Source organism: Klebsiella sp. B345, assembly GCF_051131735.1.
Taxonomy (GTDB): domain Bacteria; phylum Pseudomonadota; class Gammaproteobacteria; order Enterobacterales; family Enterobacteriaceae; genus Klebsiella.
In genome coordinates, this window is sequence record NZ_CP180443.1 from 2,425,885 (window position 1) to 2,438,981 (window position 13,097).

General features: G+C 53.7%; 11 protein-coding genes. 4 read left to right on the forward strand and 7 right to left on the reverse strand.

Features of this window, described 5'->3' with window-relative positions:
* Positions 1–48: 48 nt before the first annotated feature.
* On the reverse strand, positions 49–987 hold the full coding sequence (gene mdh, locus ACMYSO_RS11405) for a malate dehydrogenase (protein ID WP_434670559.1): 939 nt from the start codon (positions 985–987) through the stop codon (positions 49–51).
* Positions 988–1,402: 415 nt separating this feature from the next.
* Here mdh and argR point away from each other — a divergent pair, with 415 nt between their 5' ends.
* From argR to yhcN-B, 3 genes are all read left to right on the forward strand, one after another.
* Positions 1,403–1,873 carry a transcriptional regulator ArgR gene (argR, locus tag ACMYSO_RS11410; protein WP_041147448.1) on the forward strand — a complete coding sequence of 157 codons (471 nt, stop codon included), beginning with the start codon at positions 1,403–1,405 and terminating at the stop codon, positions 1,871–1,873.
* A gap of 353 nt (positions 1,874–2,226) precedes the next feature.
* Positions 2,227–2,490 (forward strand): peroxide/acid stress response protein YhcN, encoded by a 264-nt coding sequence (gene yhcN / locus ACMYSO_RS11415; RefSeq protein ID WP_434670560.1) that lies wholly within the window; start codon positions 2,227–2,229, stop codon positions 2,488–2,490.
* A 102-nt stretch (positions 2,491–2,592) separates the two neighbouring features.
* Positions 2,593–2,859, forward strand: a complete 267-nt coding sequence (gene yhcN-B / locus ACMYSO_RS11420) for a DUF1471 family stress response protein YhcN-B (RefSeq protein WP_123756927.1) — start codon at positions 2,593–2,595, stop codon at positions 2,857–2,859.
* 50 nt (positions 2,860–2,909) lie between these two features.
* Here yhcN-B and ACMYSO_RS11425 read toward each other — a convergent pair whose 3' ends face one another.
* The 4 genes from ACMYSO_RS11425 to aaeX all read right to left on the reverse strand — a co-directional run bounded on the left by ACMYSO_RS11425 (position 2,910) and on the right by aaeX (position 6,456).
* Complete coding sequence (locus ACMYSO_RS11425; RefSeq protein WP_123756276.1) at positions 2,910–3,185, reverse strand: barstar family protein; 276 nt, start codon at positions 3,183–3,185, stop codon at positions 2,910–2,912.
* A 154-nt stretch (positions 3,186–3,339) separates the two neighbouring features.
* Positions 3,340–5,307: a p-hydroxybenzoic acid efflux pump subunit AaeB gene (gene aaeB / locus ACMYSO_RS11430; RefSeq protein WP_434670561.1), complete on the reverse strand. Its 1,968-nt coding sequence runs from the start codon at positions 5,305–5,307 to the stop codon at positions 3,340–3,342.
* A gap of 5 nt (positions 5,308–5,312) precedes the next feature.
* Positions 5,313–6,245: a p-hydroxybenzoic acid efflux pump subunit AaeA gene (gene aaeA / locus ACMYSO_RS11435; protein WP_434670562.1), complete on the reverse strand. Its 933-nt coding sequence runs from the start codon at positions 6,243–6,245 to the stop codon at positions 5,313–5,315.
* A gap of 7 nt (positions 6,246–6,252) precedes the next feature.
* Positions 6,253–6,456 carry a p-hydroxybenzoic acid efflux pump operon protein AaeX gene (gene aaeX, locus ACMYSO_RS11440; RefSeq protein ID WP_041147453.1) on the reverse strand — a complete coding sequence of 68 codons (204 nt, stop codon included), beginning with the start codon at positions 6,454–6,456 and terminating at the stop codon, positions 6,253–6,255.
* Between the two features lie 130 nt (positions 6,457–6,586).
* On the opposite strand from aaeX, the gene aaeR reads away from it, so the two are divergent.
* On the forward strand, positions 6,587–7,516 hold the full coding sequence (aaeR, locus tag ACMYSO_RS11445) for an HTH-type transcriptional activator AaeR (protein WP_123756273.1): 930 nt from the start codon (positions 6,587–6,589) through the stop codon (positions 7,514–7,516).
* An 81-nt stretch (positions 7,517–7,597) separates the two neighbouring features.
* Here aaeR and tldD read toward each other — a convergent pair whose 3' ends face one another.
* Positions 7,598–9,043, reverse strand: coding sequence for a metalloprotease TldD (gene tldD, locus ACMYSO_RS11450; RefSeq protein WP_123756272.1), 1,446 nt, complete (start codon positions 9,041–9,043; stop codon positions 7,598–7,600).
* Positions 9,044–9,254: 211 nt separating this feature from the next.
* Positions 9,255–13,052 carry an AsmA2 domain-containing protein YhdP gene (gene yhdP, locus ACMYSO_RS11455; protein WP_434670563.1) on the reverse strand — a complete coding sequence of 1,266 codons (3,798 nt, stop codon included), beginning with the start codon at positions 13,050–13,052 and terminating at the stop codon, positions 9,255–9,257.
* Between the last annotated feature and the right edge of the window lie 45 nt (positions 13,053–13,097).

A 13,097-nucleotide genomic window follows, 5' to 3' on the forward strand; every position in this document is an offset into this window, starting at 1 on the left:
AAAACCGGAGCGACTCGCTGGCTCCGGTTTTTTTAATCCATCACACGCTTACTTGTTGACGAAATCTTCGCCCATAGCGATATCTTTCTTCAGCGTATCCAGCATCCCTTCCAGCGCCTGCTGTTCAAATGCACTGAGCTTGCCGATCGGCTGGCGCGCCTCCACACCATTTTTACCAAGCAGCAGCGGCTGGGAGAAGAAACGCGCGTACTGACCATCGCCTTCCACGTAAGCACATTCCACCACCCCTTTTTCGCCTTGCATTGCCCGAACTAAGGACAAGCCGAAACGTGCGGCAGCCTGGCCCATCGAAAGCGTCGCCGAACCGCCACCGGCTTTTGCTTCCACCACTTCGGTGCCGGCGTTCTGGATACGTTTTGTCAGGTCGGCAACTTCCTGATCGCTGAAGCTCACGCCCGCAATCTGTGACAGTAACGGCAGGATCGTCACGCCGGAGTGGCCGCCAATCACCGGGACTTCGATATCTGATGCCGATTTATCTTTTAGCTCAGCCACAAAGGTGTTCGAACGGATGATGTCCAGCGTGGTCACGCCAAACAGTTTGTTCTTGTCGTAAACGCCGGCTTTTTTCAGCACTTCTGCAGCAATGGCCACCGTGGTATTCACCGGATTGGTAATAATACCGATGCAGGCCTGCGGGCAGGTTTTCGCAATCTGTTGTACCAGATTCTTCACAATGCCGGCGTTAACATTAAATAAATCGGAGCGATCCATGCCTGGCTTACGGGCTACGCCAGCAGAAATCAACACGACATCCGCCCCGACAAGCGCTGGAATGGCGTCTTCACCGCAGAAACCTTTAATTTTCACATCGGTAGGAATATGGCTAAGATCAACCGCCACGCCCGGCGTGACCGGAGCAATGTCGTACAACGAGAGTTCTGAACCTGAAGGCAGTTGGGTCTTAAGTAGTAGGGCAAGCGCCTGGCCAATTCCACCAGCAGCGCCGAGGACTGCAACTTTCATCCTAAACTCCTTATTATGGTTAATATCGTCTTTCGTTATTCCGTCGCCTGGACCTTAATTCACAAGATAAACAATTACAATCAGTATGGTTGAATAATGCGGACTGTTGCTCAGTGATGCATCAGCTTCGCATTTTCATCCTTGAGGGTGACTACCCGGCACAATACTTCACCGGATCGACTATTGGTTACAATACACCCAGCCTGCTCGGCAAAACAACATCATTCTCATAACAATTAATTTACTTTTACAGCGATTTACGGGCTGTGATGAAGGCATGTTCCTTCGCAGGGTTATTTGCTAAAATATGCCCCCTTCATAACATTATTTACTTTATCCCTCTGCGGATTATTTGCATAAAAATTCATTACTATGCATAATGATGTTGTTTTTACCACCATAATTTGGGTGACTTATGCGAAGTTCGGCAAAACAAGAAGAACTGGTTAAAGCGTTTAAACTGCTGCTTAAAGAAGAAAAGTTCAGCTCTCAAGGCGAGATTGTCCAAGCGCTGCAGGAAGAAGGTTTCGATAATATTAACCAATCGAAAGTCTCCCGCATGCTGACAAAATTTGGCGCGGTGCGTACCCGGAACGCCAAAATGGAGATGGTCTATTGCCTGCCTGCCGAACTTGGCGTCCCGACAACCTCCAGCCCACTGAAGAATCTGGTCCTCGATATCGACTATAACGATGCCGTGGTAGTGATTCATACCAGCCCAGGTGCTGCGCAGTTGATTGCCCGCCTGCTGGACTCCCTCGGCAAAGCGGAAGGCATTCTTGGCAGTATTGCCGGTGATGACACCATCTTTACCACCCCGGCCAGAGGATTTACCGTCAAAGATCTGCACGACGCAATTTTGGTGCTGTTCGAACAAGAACTGTAAGCCCCTTCCCTCTGGCGCCCGCCAGGGGGCTCACTCAAAAACGCAGCATTTCTTTAACATTTAGTGTGGTTTTCCGCCTCTATACATTCCTTTACCGAATGACTGCGTCTAAAACGCACAAAATATCAAATTAACCTATCCATATGATTTTATTCGCTATAACACCTAGTCATGGCGAAAAAATGACATTCCTAATACTTATACGTTATAAAAACGACAATTCCTTGCAATTATTTACTCATAAAACAATTAGCACGGTATTAATATTTTCAGTGATTAGTGTATACTTGATTTTGTGATGAGGGTCACGAAACAAAGAGCCCTCAATAATAAGATTCGACGAGGTGAACATCATGAAAATCAAAACAACTGTAGCTGCACTCAGCATTCTGTCGGTTCTCTCCTTTGGCGCTTTCGCCGCTGACTCGATTAATAGCGAGCAGGCGCAAGGCCGTCAGTCAATCGGCACCGTTTCCGTCGGCGCGGTGAGCGCATCTCCGATGGATATGCATGAAATGCTGAACCAGAAAGCTCAGGAAGAAGGTGCTTCTTCCTATCGCATTATCGAAGCCCGCACCGGTGACCACTGGCACGCAACGGCTGAGCTTTATAAATAAGATTTAACGATTGTCGGTTATTAACTGAATACGAATATTCCCAGCGGCCCAGGTTCATATGACACCTCCCGCCGCTGCAACATTATGGTTGGAGTAAAGATTATGAAAAGTGCAATGATCATCGCATCCCTGGGCCTGGCTTCCGTTCTCTCCTTCGGCGCGAATGCCGCCGTGAACCAGGTCAGCGCAGAACAAGCTCAAAATCTGCAGTCTATGGGTACCGTGTCTGTTTCTCAGGTAGGCAGCGCCCCGATGGATATGCGTCAGGAACTGGCGGCGAAAGCCGAGAAAGAAGGCGCAAGCAGCTACCGCATTATTGAAGCCCGTACCGGCGATAGCTGGCACGCTACAGCTGAGTTGTACAAATAAACCCTCGTCGTCTATTCCGACGACTTGCCCCCGCCTGTCGGGGGCTTTTTTTATGCCTGTCTGGCATTAAAGCGTAGCTCCCCTTCCAGCTCTTCTTCCGCTTCATCAAACAGCAATATCAACGCCCCAAAGCGCCGACGCTGCTTATCACTCAAGTGAATAAACTCAATCTCCAGCGGCAACGGCAGCAGTCCTCCGGTAACCACTTCCCACAAAGAGTCCAGATTATTCACCTTGTCACGATTGAGCGTGAAGGTCCGTGAGAATTCACGATAGAAATCCTGCTGTTCGGCTATATCATCGAAATCAAAGGTATAGATAGTCATCGCCCGCACCCTGTCAATATCGCGCTATTGTCACCCGTCCCGATACTCTTTCTGCGCCGGGTTTTCCACCCGCTCTCCTGTACACAACGTAAACGTCCTCGACGCTTAAGTATAGTGATAAAAAAACCGACGCTTCAGGCGTCGGTTCAGAGGGTTAGCTGTTGGTGAGAGCTTGCTGGTATTTCCGCAGCATCTCCACCAGCCTTCGAACGGGTTCGGTCACCTGCGGTGACGCTTCCCAGAGCTGCAGTTTTTCCTGATAAACATCCAGCTCCTCTAACAAGCGAGCAAAATAGCGACGCCGCTTATCATCATTACTGGCAGAAATCACATGATCGGCGGTACGCCGCAGCTGACGGTGGAACGCCGACAGATCGTCGTTCACCGGTACTGGCGCATCCCTCAGGCGTTGATGAGCAATAATTAGCGTTAACGCCAGGCGAAAGCGAGCAATGTCCCCAGGGAACTTATTCAGCAACAGGAACAGCTGCTGATACAGCGCTGGCAAATGGTTCTCTTTGCGCCGCGCTGTGTTGGTCGTCAACGATGAAACGGCTGCCGACACAAACTGATTGAGCAGCACGCGTCCGGTACGTGCTTGCGAATTATCCCGCACTAACAGAATCACCATCAGCGCCAGGAAACAACCGACGATCTGCCCTAGCGCGCTATCGAGAAACTGGCTGAATTGAAACTGCATTGGGTTGTCCAGCACCAGTATGTTGATGGTGCTCGCCAGTGCCCCCAGCGACCCCAGCCGCCGTTTTTGGACCTCAATACCAATAAAGAATGCCATGGCTGCCAGGCTGAGACACAGCAACAGCATGCTTTGCTGCGTGGCAGGCATAATTACCAGGAAAAACAACGCCCCGAGCGGTAAAGCGGCCAGCGTGCCATAGAGGAAGTCAATCGCCACCATCTTCGGATTAGGAAGCCGCATGGCCAACGACGTGACCACCGCAATCATCACCATCGCCCCACTACCTGAAGTCCAGCCAGTCCACAGCCAAAACAATGTGCCGAGAATGCAGGAAATAGAGGTGCGCCAGAAGTTGACCATCGCATGATGATGTTCAGCGGATCCTGCCTTCACCACGACTTCGCCCTGCAGCACGTCATCTTCAATCCGGCTGATTCGGGTATTGCCCACCACCCCGCGCTTCAGCAACAGATAGCGTGTCGCAGCGCCAACCCAGCTGTAGATCGTCACCGGCGTATTGTGTTCCCCTTTCCAGGTCAGAAAGCGGCGCATTCTTTTCAGCTGCCGGTGGACGTCCTGTACGCTCTCTACCGGCTCAGCAAACAGCTCACGATAATCATCGGTCACCATTTCCGGGCGAGAGTTCTGGATAAGGTAGGTTTCACAGGCCTGGGTAATCAGCGTTAACGAGATGGTATTGATCGCCTTCAGCCGTTGGTTGACCTTCGCCCAGCGCGAAGACTCCATAATCAGGTTACCGCGCATCCCTTCCAACGCGCTGGTCCGGCGCACCAGCGCCCCCCAGGCTTTATCGACCACTTCGCTATCGCCATGCGCCACGCACAACTGCATCAGCCGGTACTGATCGACCAGCAGATTATCCAGCTCCAGATCGATCTCTTTCTTAATCGAACGCGGGGAAAATAGCAGGTCGGCAATGATCGCGCTGACAATACCCACGACAATCTCGCTGCATCGTTCAACGGCGAACTGCGGCGCCAGCATCGGGTCGGTGTGGATAGTGATAATAATGATAAGCGCGGTATAGCCCGCCAGCCCCCAGGCATACGAGTTTTCAACCCGTACCAGTGAGGAGATCCAGGTACAAAATCCCGCCCACAAACAGCACACCAGCATCATCAGCAGTGGTGCACGGATCATCAAAATAATAATTGTCAGGGCGGCGATACAACCGATAAAGGTCCCGGCAATACGCAGCATGCCGCGATAGCGGATAGCGCCCGAGTAAGGCTCTCCTCCGGCTGCAAACGCAGGACCTGCGGCCACAATCGCTGCGGTAAGCACTGCCCAGCGTGGGGTTTCCAGCTGAAAGTGGAAACCGACAAACAGCGCCAGCACGACCGCACACGCTAATTTAATCGCGAAGCGAAGGTGCCTGGATGCAATGGTGAAGATGCCCATGGCGATTAACCAAACTCACGCAGGCGCATCGCCAGTTTCTGGAAGAAATTAGCCTGGCTGGTATCGCGATCTTCCTTACCGGTAATCACCACCGTTGCGGTTGTCCCGGCTGGCCACAGATTGCCTTGCTGTTTGTCGAGACGGATACGTACCGGAACACGCTGCGCCAGACGCACCCATTCGAGGTTGGAGTCCACGGAGGCCATCCCTTTCGCATCGACGCTGCTGCTGGCGTTGGTCACCCCGGCGGCAATACTGTCTACCGTCCCTTTAATGGACAGGCTGCTGCCCAGCGGAGTGATTTCCGCACGGTACCCCTGACGGACACCTTCCAGCTTAGTCTCTTCGAGATAGGCCACCACGTAGAAGGTGTTTTGTTTAACCAGTGCCACGGCGGTAGAGCCGCGGGTAATGAATTCGCCGTTGTAGACGTTGAGGTTGGTCACCCAGCCATCGGCCGGCGCACGCACCACCGTACGTTCAAGATCGAGCTTAGCCAGATCCCGGCTGGCCATGGCTTTCGCCAGTTGGTGTTCCACGGTTTGTAAAACGTTATTGGCCTGGTCTATCTCTTCACGAGACATCGCCTGCACGCCCAGCCTGTTACGCCGCCCGGCTTCAACACGTTTTTCCTGCGCCAGTGTCTGGTAATAGGAAACGTCGGCCTGAGCTTCTTCCAGGGCTTTCTGATAGCGCGGCTGATCAATGACAAACAACACCTGGTCTTTCTTAACCAGCTGGTTATCCTTGATATTTACCTGTGAAATCAACCCTGATACATCAGGGGCGATGGCCACGATATCGGCACTAAAGCGTGCATCACGTGTCCAGGGAGAGGCGGTGTAATAGACCCAGGCGCGAAAAATCGCGACAAACGCCAGGATAACCAGTATCACAGTGATTGCGGTACGGAAGATATTTCTTGTTAGTGTTTTCACATCGACCTCAAACGAACAAACGCGATATCAGATAAAAAAGGCAGCAATATAACGCGGTATTGAAAAGTGCAGGATGCCAGACAAAATCATAGATGCCAGTGGGAACCAGCAGCCGATGCACCAGCCAGAAAACGGCCAGCGATATTAGCAATTCAAAGAAGATCGGCGGAAATGACAAGCCGAAAATCACGATGACAGGGAACAGACTCATGATGACCTTGATAAGAAGCGTACAGGTGGTAGCGTGAAGCGTTTATTATTTAGCTAACAATATAGTAACGTAACCATTGCAGCATGATCTATATTATGTGATCTAAATCACTTTTAAGTCAGAGTGAATAATGGAACGATTAAAACGCATGTCCGTTTTTGCCAAAGTGGTTGAACTGGGTTCATTTACCGCCACGGCACAGCAGCTTCAGATGAGTGTCTCTTCCATCAGCCAGACAGTCTCTAAACTGGAAGATGAGCTACAGGTGAAGCTGTTAAACCGCAGCACGCGCAGCCTGGCCTTAACAGAAGCCGGTAAAATTTATTACCAGGGCTGCCGCCGGATGCTGTTTGAAGCCCGTGATGTCCACGAGCAGCTCTACGCATTTAACAATACGCCTATCGGCACGCTGCGCGTCGGCTGCTCTTCAACTATGGCACAGAATGTCCTCGCCCACATTACTGCAGGTATGCTGAAAGAATATCCGGGTTTATCGGTCAACCTGGTCACCGGTATCCCGGCCCCGGACCTGATCGCCGACGGCCTGGATGTGGTGATCCGCGTTGGGGCGCTACAGGATTCCAGCCTCTTTTCACGACGCCTCGGCTCCATGCCGATGGTGCTCTGCGCGGCGAAAAGTTATCTGCAACAGGCAGGGATCCCGGAAAAACCCGCCGATCTCGCCAGCCACTCATGGCTTGAGTACAGCGTGCGCCCGGATAATGAGTTCGAAATTATCGCCCCGGAAGGGATCTCCACTAAACTGATCCCGCAGGGCCGCTTTGTTACTAACGATCCGATGACGCTGGTACGCTGGCTGACCGCTGGCGTCGGGGTAGCCTATGTGCCGCTGATGTGGGCGATCGAGGAGATCAACCGTGGCGAACTGGAGATCCTGTTACCCAGCTACCAGTCCGATCCTCGCCCGGTGTATGCGGTGTATACCGAAAAAGACAAACTGCCGCTGAAGGTGCAGGTGTGTATAAACTCGCTGACGGAGTATTTTGTCGAAGTGGCGAAAATTTATCAGGGCATGCACGGCCGCGGAATCGCCCGCTAGCGCGCAAAACAGCAAGGTGAGATCACAGGGAATCAGGGTCAGATTGCGCCTCCGCACGAAGCGGAAGCGCATTGACGACAGTCAGGCAGTTCCGCCGACGGTGAGGTTATCGACTTTCAGCGTCGGCTGACCAACGCCCACCGGCACGCTCTGGCCTTCTTTACCACAAACACCAACGCCACTGTCCAGCTTCAGATCATTACCGACCATCGAAATCTGCTGCATGGCTTCAATTCCGGAGCCAATAAGGGTCGCGCCTTTCACCGCTTTAGTGACCTTACCTTTTTCGATCAGATAGGCTTCAGAGGTAGAGAACACAAACTTACCGGAGGTAATATCCACCTGGCCACCGCCAAAGTTAGGCGCATAGATCCCGTAATCCACCGATTCGATAATCTCCTGCGGCGTTGATTTCCCTGCCAGCATGTAGGTATTGGTCATACGCGGCATCGGTAAATGCGCATAAGATTCGCGACGGCCGTTACCGGTCGGCGCAACGCCCATCAAGCGCGCATTGAGTTTATCCTGCATATAGCCTTTAAGGATCCCATTCTCAATCAACACGTTGTATTGACCTGGGGTCCCTTCATCATCCACCGCCAGCGAACCACGACGATTGGCAATGGTGCCATCATCCACGACGGTACAGAGTTCTGACGCCACCAGCTCACCCATATGGCCGCTGAAGACCGAGGTGCCGCGACGGTTGAAATCGCCTTCCAGACCGTGCCCTACCGCTTCATGCAGTAACACGCCAGGCCAACCGGCGCCAAGTACCACCGGCAACATGCCAGCCGGTGCCGCAACGGCTGACAAGTTCACCAGCGCCATACGCACCGCTTCTCGCGCCCAGGCATCCGCTCGAACATCACCATCTTCGGAGGCCAGGAAATAGTCGTAACCAAAACGACCGCCGCCGCCGCTGGAACCTCGTTCGCGTTTGCCATCATCTTCCACCAGCACGCTGACGGACAAGCGTACTAACGGGCGAACATCTGCCGCCAGCGTTCCATCGGTCGCCGCGACCAGAATCAGTTCATAGACACCGCTCAGGCTGGCGGACACTTCCTGCACGCGCTTATCGGCAGCACGAGCAACTTTATCGACGCGACGCAGAATATCCAACTTCTCTTCGCGACTCATGCTTTGCAGCGGATCGATACTGGTGTACAGCGAGCTATACTCTACCGCCCCCAGGGTGTGTACTTTGCCATCGCCGCTATCGCGCACGATGGTACGGGCCGCCTGCGCGCTCTGTTCCAGAGCCAGTCGGCTAATTTGGTCGGCGTAGGCAAAACCGGTTTTTTCACCGCTGACCGCACGCACGCCGACACCCTGGTCAATGTTATACGAGCCATCTTTAATGATGCTGTCTTCCAGAACCCAGGATTCGTGATAGCTCGACTGAAAATAGAGATCGCCGTAATCAAGACGGCGCTCGGCCAACTGGCCAAGAATGGCAAAAAGATCCTGATGATTCAGGCCATTTGCCGACAGTAATTGTTCACTTACCAGGTTCAGACTCATCGTTTTGCTACTCATATGTTGCCGCGTATCAGGCGGAAGAATATACCCTAAATCGTTCAGGCTGCAGGACAATAGCGCCAAAAACACGATGAAACCGCACGGGCCTCAGTATCGATGGGTGCCGTCACCCGTCGCACACCGGCAGCCTGCAACGATAACGGGTATAAAACGCTATCTATTGAGAGTGCGATAATTCCCCGTAATCGTCAAATCATTGCTTTTTGTCGCTGCGTGCCTGGCGTAGAACTTCATTGATTTGTGGCTGGTCGATAGGACCGGTGATGCGATAACGCAAAATGGACACTTTGTTCCACAGCGGTCCCAGCACCTTACTGGCAGCAAAAACGGCGGCGCCGACAATCGGGTTAATCACAAACGCCGTTGCCACGCCGACGGTGGCGGAAATTTCCGGCGCCACCACCGCTTGCAGATCGAGTTCTCGTCTCACCAGGTCGACCGAGCCTTTCATGGCAATATCTGCTTCAAGGCCATCGACCAGGGTATCGTCGGTATTCAGCACGCCATCTTTAATCCATGCCGTGCTGTTGATCGAATCGAAATAGAAGCCTTCGCTAAAGGTATCGCTAAAGTCGAAACGCAGCTTACGCAGCAGCGCGTCGACGCTCAGTAAACGCAGCAACTGACCGGCGTGGCCAGTGCTGATATCGGTAAACTCGCCTTTACCAAGGTGGCTTTTCAGCACCCCGTTAAGCGACGCCACATCCGGCTGCCACGGCGGCGCACGCCAGTGTAAATCGTAGTCGACATCAAACGACGAGCCTTTCACCGGCGTGGAGATCCCGAAGAAGCTGACGAAAGCATCCGTTTTATTACCGTGGAGCTTGCCCTTCAGCGATGTCCGCACGCCGCCGGGCGCATTCACCCAAACACCTTCAGAGGTGAGGCGGCCAAAACCGGTATCCACCAGGCCGTTCGCCAGCGACAGGGTATCGCCTTGAATGGCGAAATCGCCATCGATGCGACCGTACTTCTGCCCCCATAACCAACACTCCGCGCAGCGGAGCTGGAGATCGGGCCAGCCGCGGAAATCAAGGCGATTATTGGCAAGCGGAGCCGTGCTCGTAGTGTCAGCGGACTTTTGGGCGCTGGTCGGGTTGTAATACAGATAGCGAATGGCTGCCTGCCAGGGAGCATGGTCGCGCATCGTCAAGGTAGCGTTGATTTCCCGCCCCTGGGCTTCCACCTTAGAACCGCCTGCATCCGGCTCGCTCACCAGGCTGACGTTGTTCCAGCGTTGACCGGCGAAGGTCAGCGACGGCGTACGCAACGTAATGCGCTGTGGGAAGACGATATTGCTGCTGACTTCATTGACGGCACCGCCCTGGAACAGAGCCAGCCACTCAGCGCCATCCATCGGCGGCATATTCAGCTCAACCCCGGCCTGATCCGGCAGCGGAGAAATCGCTTTGCTATCAGAAGTTAAAATGGCGCGATCGAGAGTCAGCTTACGGTTCAGCAGCCAGCGGCTGTTGAAATGATTTTTCCCGCCGATGGTCCCGGTCAGTTCAAAGCTGTTTAACCCGCCTTCGGCATTAATTTTTACCGGTAGCGCGACGCCCGCCGGTTTATCTACCGGAGAAGGTAAGTGGCTACTTACATTTTTCAGGTCACCGCTGATATCGACTTTATAGCTCGCGCTCCCGCGATACGGCAGCTCAATCGCCACCTTGCCTTCCCACGGCACGCTACCGCTCAGGGCATCATCAACCGCTTTTGGGAGTAGCCCCATGCGTGAAGGCTGCCAGTTGGCGTTCATGCCCACATTCACCGCAAAGGCTTTTGGCCCTTCAGTAGTGGAAAAATCGACATTCAGCGGTTGATTGAACCAGTTGGCTTTCAGGGTATCGCTTTTCAGGTCGCCATTCACAAAGCTGAATTTACCGTTGAGGTCTTTCAGCGTCGTATCGATTGGCTTGATATACAGATTGTTATTCGCCAGTACCACGTCGCCTTTGGCGGTGGTGAGCTCGCCGTCCAGCGGAATATCAAGATGTAAGCGAGCGCTCACATTTCCATCTAACTGCAGTTCATCCAGCGCCGATCCCAACGTCTCTTTCAGCGGAGTCTCTTTAAAGTACGGGCCGACGTCTTTCCCCGGGCCGTTCACATCGGCATCGATAAGCAGTTTTTCCCGCGAATAATCCGGGATGGCTGCATCAAGGTGGGTAGCGGCAACTTTACCCAGCATCACTTTATCTGACTTCATCCATAAGCCGTTATTGATAAAGTCGAGGTTGATATCCAGTCCGGTCAACGCCGGCCAGTCGGGTTGAAAGGCAAAGGTGGCGTTGGTTAATGGCACCGACACCTGGAACTGACCTTCGTTGTGAAGGTACGGGAACAGATGCGGATTGCCGCCGTATACCAGAGTGGCATCGGTCGCATTGCCGCCTTTGATCGCGCCACTGAGATAATCGACCAGCGCTTTCCCCATCAGGTTTTCCGGGAAATAACGCCATGCCTGACCACCGTCATTGGTGCTGATCCCTGCCAGAATACCCAGCCATGGCTCATCGTCCTGCGGCTGTAAATAACGGAACCCACCGCGGGCGCGTACGCCGGTCGCCTGCACGTCAATATTGCGCCCGTCGAGCATGAAGCCTTTGTCATTCTTCACCCAACTGAGGGTGGCATCGCCTTGTGCAATTTCCAGCGGTGCACGGAAGACCGTGGCATAGGGCATTTTCGCATCCGTTATACTGGCATGCAGTGCGCCGTTCTCCACGCTACCGGCAGCGTTTCCGGAGAAATGCTCGGCCCCAGGTAACAGCTTCCACTGTTTCCAGGCGAGATCGCTCCAGCGCGCCTGAAAGCGGGACTTATCCGCCGCCTGCAGCGGAATGTCTAACGCCAGAACGTCGATGATGCCGGTAGGCTGCGTGGTCCGCCAGATGTCACCCAGTGCCGGCGCTAACTTATCCGCAAAAGGCTGCAGTCCAACCAGGCCATTCAGATCGAGATTGCTGGCACGGATGCGCAGTTCATCACTGCGTAAATGTGCATCGCCACCCACGTCCTGCGCCGGGATCCACGCCATCGCCAGCGCGCCGCGTGGCCAGGCTTTACCATCTATCGAGATGCGGGTATCCGGGATATGAAAACCCCAGCCCTGCTTCTCACGGAAGATTTGCGCCGTCAGGTTATCCACCGTCAAATGATGAGGCTCGCGATCGCCTTTCCAGCTGGCGCCGCCCTTTTTCAGCCAGACGTCGCCCCCGGCGATATCGCCTTTGTCGATGTTCATCCAGCCTTCCAGGCTAAAGCGCGCGTTTTGTAACGCGATATTGTCCTGCATCCAACGCCCGAGCCACGGCTTAACATCAATGTCGTCGGCTTGCAGCCACACCCGCCCCTTGTTCAGCAAGCCATTTTCATCACGCAGGTCCATGCGTACCTGCATCACCCCATGCTGGCCATTCAGGCTGGAGAGGCTCAGCTGGCCTTCTGCACGGTGGCGGTTATTCGTATTCAGCCAGGTAAGCTGGGGTATGGCTAGCTCCGCACGCTGGCCGGAAATAGTCACAAAACTCAAATGGCTGTCGCGCAGGATAAAGTGGTCGAACTGACGCAGGAACAGATCGCCAATATGGTCGGTTTTTAGACTATCGCCGCCATCATTGGTCTGAATGGGTGAATTGGTATGGACTTTTAGCTGCCAGAAAGTGAGATCGCGGAATTGCCAGCGCATATGCAGCAGGCTTTGCCAGACATCCAGTGCCAGAGTGACACGTTTGGCAGACAGCTGACCGCCATCTTTCAGGCCAGCGCTGATATCACGCACATCGAGTGCCGGACCAAAATTCTGCCAGCTGGCTGTCAGCTGCGAGGCATTGACCGGTGTACCTGACATCGCGGAGATTTTTGCCAGCAGCTGTGGTCGCCATGCATCCAACTGCGGCAGCACGAGACGCAGGCCACTCACCAGCAGAGCGACGACAACAGTTAATGTTGCCGCGGTGAGCAGTAATATCCCGGGCAGTCGTCTCACGCCTCTCTCCTTGTCAGACTTTTACACATCATCCGTCTGGTTGCC

What these genes read in the sequence shown, in the direction of transcription:
- mdh (WP_434670559.1), bottom strand. Translation starts at nt 987, where the DNA reads ATGAAAGTTGCAGTCCTCGGCGCTGCTGGTGGAATTGGCCAGGCGCTT.
- argR (WP_041147448.1), top strand. Translation starts at nt 1,403, where the DNA reads ATGCGAAGTTCGGCAAAACAAGAAGAACTGGTTAAAGCGTTTAAACTG.
- yhcN (WP_434670560.1), top strand. Translation starts at nt 2,227, where the DNA reads ATGAAAATCAAAACAACTGTAGCTGCACTCAGCATTCTGTCGGTTCTC.
- yhcN-B (WP_123756927.1), top strand. Translation starts at nt 2,593, where the DNA reads ATGAAAAGTGCAATGATCATCGCATCCCTGGGCCTGGCTTCCGTTCTC.
- ACMYSO_RS11425 (WP_123756276.1), bottom strand. Translation starts at nt 3,185, where the DNA reads ATGACTATCTATACCTTTGATTTCGATGATATAGCCGAACAGCAGGAT.
- aaeB (WP_434670561.1), bottom strand. Translation starts at nt 5,307, where the DNA reads ATGGGCATCTTCACCATTGCATCCAGGCACCTTCGCTTCGCGATTAAA.
- aaeX (WP_041147453.1), bottom strand. Translation starts at nt 6,456, where the DNA reads ATGAGTCTGTTCCCTGTCATCGTGATTTTCGGCTTGTCATTTCCGCCG.
- aaeR (WP_123756273.1), top strand. Translation starts at nt 6,587, where the DNA reads ATGGAACGATTAAAACGCATGTCCGTTTTTGCCAAAGTGGTTGAACTG.
- tldD (WP_123756272.1), bottom strand. Translation starts at nt 9,043, where the DNA reads ATGAGTCTGAACCTGGTAAGTGAACAATTACTGTCGGCAAATGGCCTG.